This window comes from Pinirhizobacter sp., assembly GCF_035317885.1.
Taxonomy (GTDB): domain Bacteria; phylum Pseudomonadota; class Gammaproteobacteria; order Xanthomonadales; family Rhodanobacteraceae; genus Pinirhizobacter.
Genome location: NZ_DATHFX010000038.1, coordinates 1 through 4,156 on the forward strand (window position 1 = coordinate 1; position 4,156 = coordinate 4,156).

The following is a 4,156-nucleotide window of genomic DNA, read 5'->3' on the forward strand; positions in this document are numbered from 1 at the left end:
AAGCCCAACGACACCAGCGAATCCCTGGTGGGTTCGCGCATGTTCGCCGACGACCAGGTTCTGCCGGCTCTTGGGGCCACGCTTGTTGCCGGGAGGAATTTTCGCGCGGACGAGGTGACGATGACCGACTCCCACACCATCAGCTCCCCCGCCGTCGTCATTCTCACCCAGTCCCTTGCCACCAGGCTGTATCCCGACGGGGCCGCCCTTGGCAAACAGGTCTACGTCGGCGATTCGCCCACGCCAAGCACCGTGATCGGCATCGTGCGCTACCTTGCAGGCGTCTCTGCCGGAAGCTGGGCCGATTCGACCTACGACTATGTGATGCTCGAGCCCACCGTGCTGATGGACAAGGCAAATGCCTACCTGGTCCGCAGCAAGGATGGCCAGCTCGACGCGCTGGCCAAGGCAGCGCCTGCGGCGCTGTTCAAGAGCAACCCGCAGCGGATCATTCCCTCGGGCAGAGGCGAGGACGCCGGCGTTCGCGCGTTCTCGGAAGTGCGTACGCAGGGCTACAAGGGCGACCGCGGCCTGGCGATCATGATGACGGCGATGAGCGCGATCCTGCTCGTCATCACCGCCGCCGGCATCGTGGGGCTGACGAGTTTCTGGGTCGCCCAGCGGCGCAAGCAGATCGGCGTGCGCCGCGCGCTTGGCGCCACCCGCAATGACATCGTGTCGTATTTCCTGACCGAGAACTTCCTGATCAGCACCGGTGGCCTGGCGGTCGGAGCCGTGCTTGCCTTGTTGCTGAGCCAATGGCTGGTGGCTCGATTCGAGATGCACCAACTCTCAATGCTTTACCTGCTGTATGGCGCCATGACGGTCATGCTGTTGGGCCAGGCCGCCACCCTGGTGCCGGCGCTACGTGCCTCGCGCGTCTCCCCGGTGGAGGCCACGCGGTCGGGATAGTATCCCGCACCGCGTGGAGGCCACACTCTCACGAAGAATTTGCACCCACTGCGGAGCAACGACGCACTCTTCGCGCATGCGCGCGATCTCCGAGGTCCATCGCCCCAGTTTCTCGCGCGATTGAGCCACCTTCAGCACTTCGTGCACCAGGTCGTTGCGCCGTTCGCGGATGCGTTTCAGGCGACCAAGCCAGCGGCGGAACTCCACCAGCCGGGTGTCGCGCCGGTCGAACAGCCCTTGCGTCAGCGATTCCAGGCTTCCTTCAATGCGCGCGGACAGCACCATGACCTCGCCGACCACGGCGTAGATTTCGCTTTCTTCCATGACTGACATCGATACTCCGGGCGGTGCGCCACCCTCGCGATGAGGGTGGCGGCGTGCCACTGACAGTCGATAGTAAGCGTCGCAAAGTGCGCCGACGCTTACTTTCGCAGCTTGCTCAATCTGCAGCCGTCGCTAGCGCGGTCGCCAAAGCCTCACTGCTTGGCCGCCGACATCGATGGCGGCGCATCGTGCGGATCGGCACCCCAGGTCTTGTTGGGGCTCGGCCCCATCGTGAGCACCAGGGTCCCTCCCTGGGCGATGTCGGCATGGCTGAACCACGGCTTGGTCCACGGCTTGCCGTTGAGCGTGGCGGACTGGATGTACATGTTCTTCGCGGAGTTGTTGCGCGCAACGATCTCGAACACCTTGTCGTTGCCCATGCGCAGGCGAACCTTGTCGAAGATCGGGCTGCCGATGATGTAATCCGGGGTGGCAGGGTCGACCGGGTAGAAGCCCATCGCGCTGAGCACATACCACGAAGACGTGGAGCCCTGGTCGTCCATGCCGGGATAGGCATAACCGCTGGCGTCGCTGCCGTACAGGTCGGCGAGAATGCGGCGTGTCAGCGCCTGCGTCTTCCAGGGCTCACCGCCCCATGCGTACAGGTACGCCGCCTGCTGGTCGGGCTGATTACCCTGCACGTACTGGCCGATCAGGCCGGTGCAGTCGCGGCAGATGCCCTTGGCCGTATAGGGCGTGGAGAAGAAGGCATCGAGCTTGGCATTGAAGGCGGCGCGGCCGCCGAGCAGGTCGATCAAGCCCTGCACGTCATGCGGCACCAGCCACAGCGTGGACCAGCCGGAGCCTTCCTTCATCATGAAGTTGTAGTACGGCTCGCCTGGATCGAAGGGCGAAATCCACTTGCCGTCTTCGGTGCGTCCGCGGAAGAAGCCTACCGACGGATCGAACGCGCTGCGGTAGTTCGCGGCCCGCTTCTCGAACATCTGGGCATCGTCGGTCTTTCCCAGGCGGCGGGCGACGTCGGCCAGGGCATGATCGTCCCAGGCATATTCGAGCGTGGTGGCCACGCCCGCCTTGCCTGCCGCATACGGTGGGCTGGGATTTCCCGGCGGAACGATGTCCGATATCCAGCCATTCTTCATGTACTCGGCCAGGTAGCCTCGCGGACCCTTGGGATCGGTCGCGTTCTTGCGCAGGTATTCGTAGGCCGCGGCATAGTCGAACTCGATGCCGCGTTGCCAGGCGCCATCGTAGAGGAACACCGCATGGTCGCCGTGGAAGGATGTATTCATGTACCCGCGTTCGCGCGCGGCGTCCAGTTCGGACTGCATGATGTCCTGCACCACCTTCGGCGCCAGCAGCATCAGCAAGGTGATCTGATTACGGCCGGTATCCCAGAACGGCACCGGTCCATAGCGATCATAGCTGGCGACCTGGTCCTGGCCGTGGGCGTCGGTGAAATGCTGGCCTTTGTGCGCCAGCAAGCGTGGGCTTGCGAAGGTGTGGTACAGCGTGGAGTAGAACAGCATGCGCTGCTTGGGCGTGCCGCCGGTAACCTCCACGCGGTCGAACAGTTGCGCCCATTCCGCGCGCGCCTGCTCGCGTGCACGGTCGAAATTAGCGTCCGTGCCGTCGGCCTTCAGTCGCTCTTCGGCCTCGGCGGCACTGCGGCCGTGGGCGACCCTCACCAGCACCTGATCACCGGCCTTGGTGTCGAAGGTGACGTACGCGCCCGCGTAGCTGCCCGATACGGTGCGCCGATCAGCCTGCACGTCGGAGGTACCCAGCAAGCCGTGGCTGTGGCCGGCCTCGCCCGGGTTGGCGTGGAAACTGCCGAATTGGGCGAACGGCCGGGAGAATTCGGCGATGAAATAACGACCGTCGGAGTCGCGCTCTGGCCGGGGGCCAGCGGCGGCGACGCCGCGAATGGTGTGGTCGCCAACCACTTCCACGTCGCCACCGAGGCGACGCAGGTTGACCACCACGTTCGAGCGGTGGCTGGCCGGGAAGGTGAAGCGCAACATGCTGCTCCACCGTGTCGCCGTCAGTTCGACACGGGTATGGAACGTGGCCAGGTCCACCGCGTAGTAGCCCGGCGAAGCCTTCTCGGTGGCCTTGTCGTAGTACGACGCCTTGTAGTCTGGTGGCACCGTCCAGTCGCCCACCACGGGCGAGATCATCGGAGCGGCACGCGCGCCGTAGGTGGCACCGCCGCCGGTGAAGCCGAACATGGTGGGCTGCCCGTAAAAATACGAGGTGTCCACGCCGGCGGGATAGCTAAGGTCGGCATTCACGTTCACCGGCGCCGCCTCGGTGGAGCTCTGCGGCAGGCTGGCACCCGGCGAGGTCATGCCCGAATACAACAACTCGCCCGGTGGGGGCGAGTTGCCGATCCATTCCTGGCGATCCAGCGGCGCGGTGCCGACCAGCGGGTTGGCCAGGTCCACGGCCGACGCCTTCGACCCCGCCACTTTGTTGTCCCGGGTCAGGGCCAGGCCGCTGCATCCGAGTAAGGCGATCGACAAGGCGATGGCTGTGGTGCGGCGGCGCAGGCCCGCCCGTGGTTCATTCATGGTTGTTTCCCTTTTTACTTCAACCCACAAAAGTCGCGGGGCCGGGCTACTGCCCGGCCCCGCTGGTTTTTCCTCAACCGCCGTTGCCGAACTTGTAGGTCAGGCCGAGGTAGTACTGCCGGCCGGCGTACTCGTACTGGTACAGGCGCGCCGTGGTATCGCCACCCAGGTACGAGCGCGGCGTGGCCTTGTTCAGGTTGATGATCGAGGCGGCGAGCATCAGGTGCTTGTTGAACTCGTAATCACCGTTCAGGTCGAGCTGGTGGTACGGCTCCGTGTAGATCGGCAGGCCCGACGAAAGGCCCTGCATGGTGCGGCCGGTCCAGTTGTTGGTTACGCGCAGCAGCAGGCCGTTCTTTTCGTAGAACAGCGAGATGTTGGCCGCG

General features: G+C 64.7%; 4 protein-coding genes. 1 reads left to right on the forward strand and 3 read right to left on the reverse strand.

Translation table 11 applies throughout. The annotated features are described in order from the left end of the window. The coding region (locus VK519_RS01150) for an ABC transporter permease (protein ID WP_324346855.1) at positions 1 to 912 on the forward strand (912 nt) is incomplete at its 5' end. Here the strand turns inward: VK519_RS01150 and VK519_RS01155 are convergent. The 3 genes from VK519_RS01155 to VK519_RS01165 form a co-directional block, all read right to left on the reverse strand. Next, positions 865 to 1,236 (reverse strand): hypothetical protein, encoded by a 372-nt coding sequence (locus tag VK519_RS01155; protein WP_324346857.1) that lies wholly within the window; start codon positions 1,234 to 1,236, stop codon positions 865 to 867. The genes VK519_RS01150 and VK519_RS01155 overlap by 48 nt on opposite strands. A gap of 152 nt (positions 1,237 to 1,388) precedes the next feature. Beyond that, positions 1,389 to 3,770 (reverse strand): GH92 family glycosyl hydrolase, encoded by a 2,382-nt coding sequence (locus VK519_RS01160; protein ID WP_324346859.1) that lies wholly within the window; start codon positions 3,768 to 3,770, stop codon positions 1,389 to 1,391. 73 nt (positions 3,771 to 3,843) lie between these two features. Continuing rightward, on the reverse strand, positions 3,844 to 4,156 hold a 313-nt coding region (locus VK519_RS01165), incomplete at its 5' end, for a hypothetical protein (protein WP_324346861.1).

Excerpts from the sequence above, each read along its gene's own strand:
- VK519_RS01155 (WP_324346857.1), bottom strand. The coding sequence starts at position 1,236 with ATGGAAGAAAGCGAAATCTACGCCGTGGTCGGCGAGGTCATGGTGCTG.
- VK519_RS01160 (WP_324346859.1), bottom strand. The coding sequence starts at position 3,770 with ATGAATGAACCACGGGCGGGCCTGCGCCGCCGCACCACAGCCATCGCC.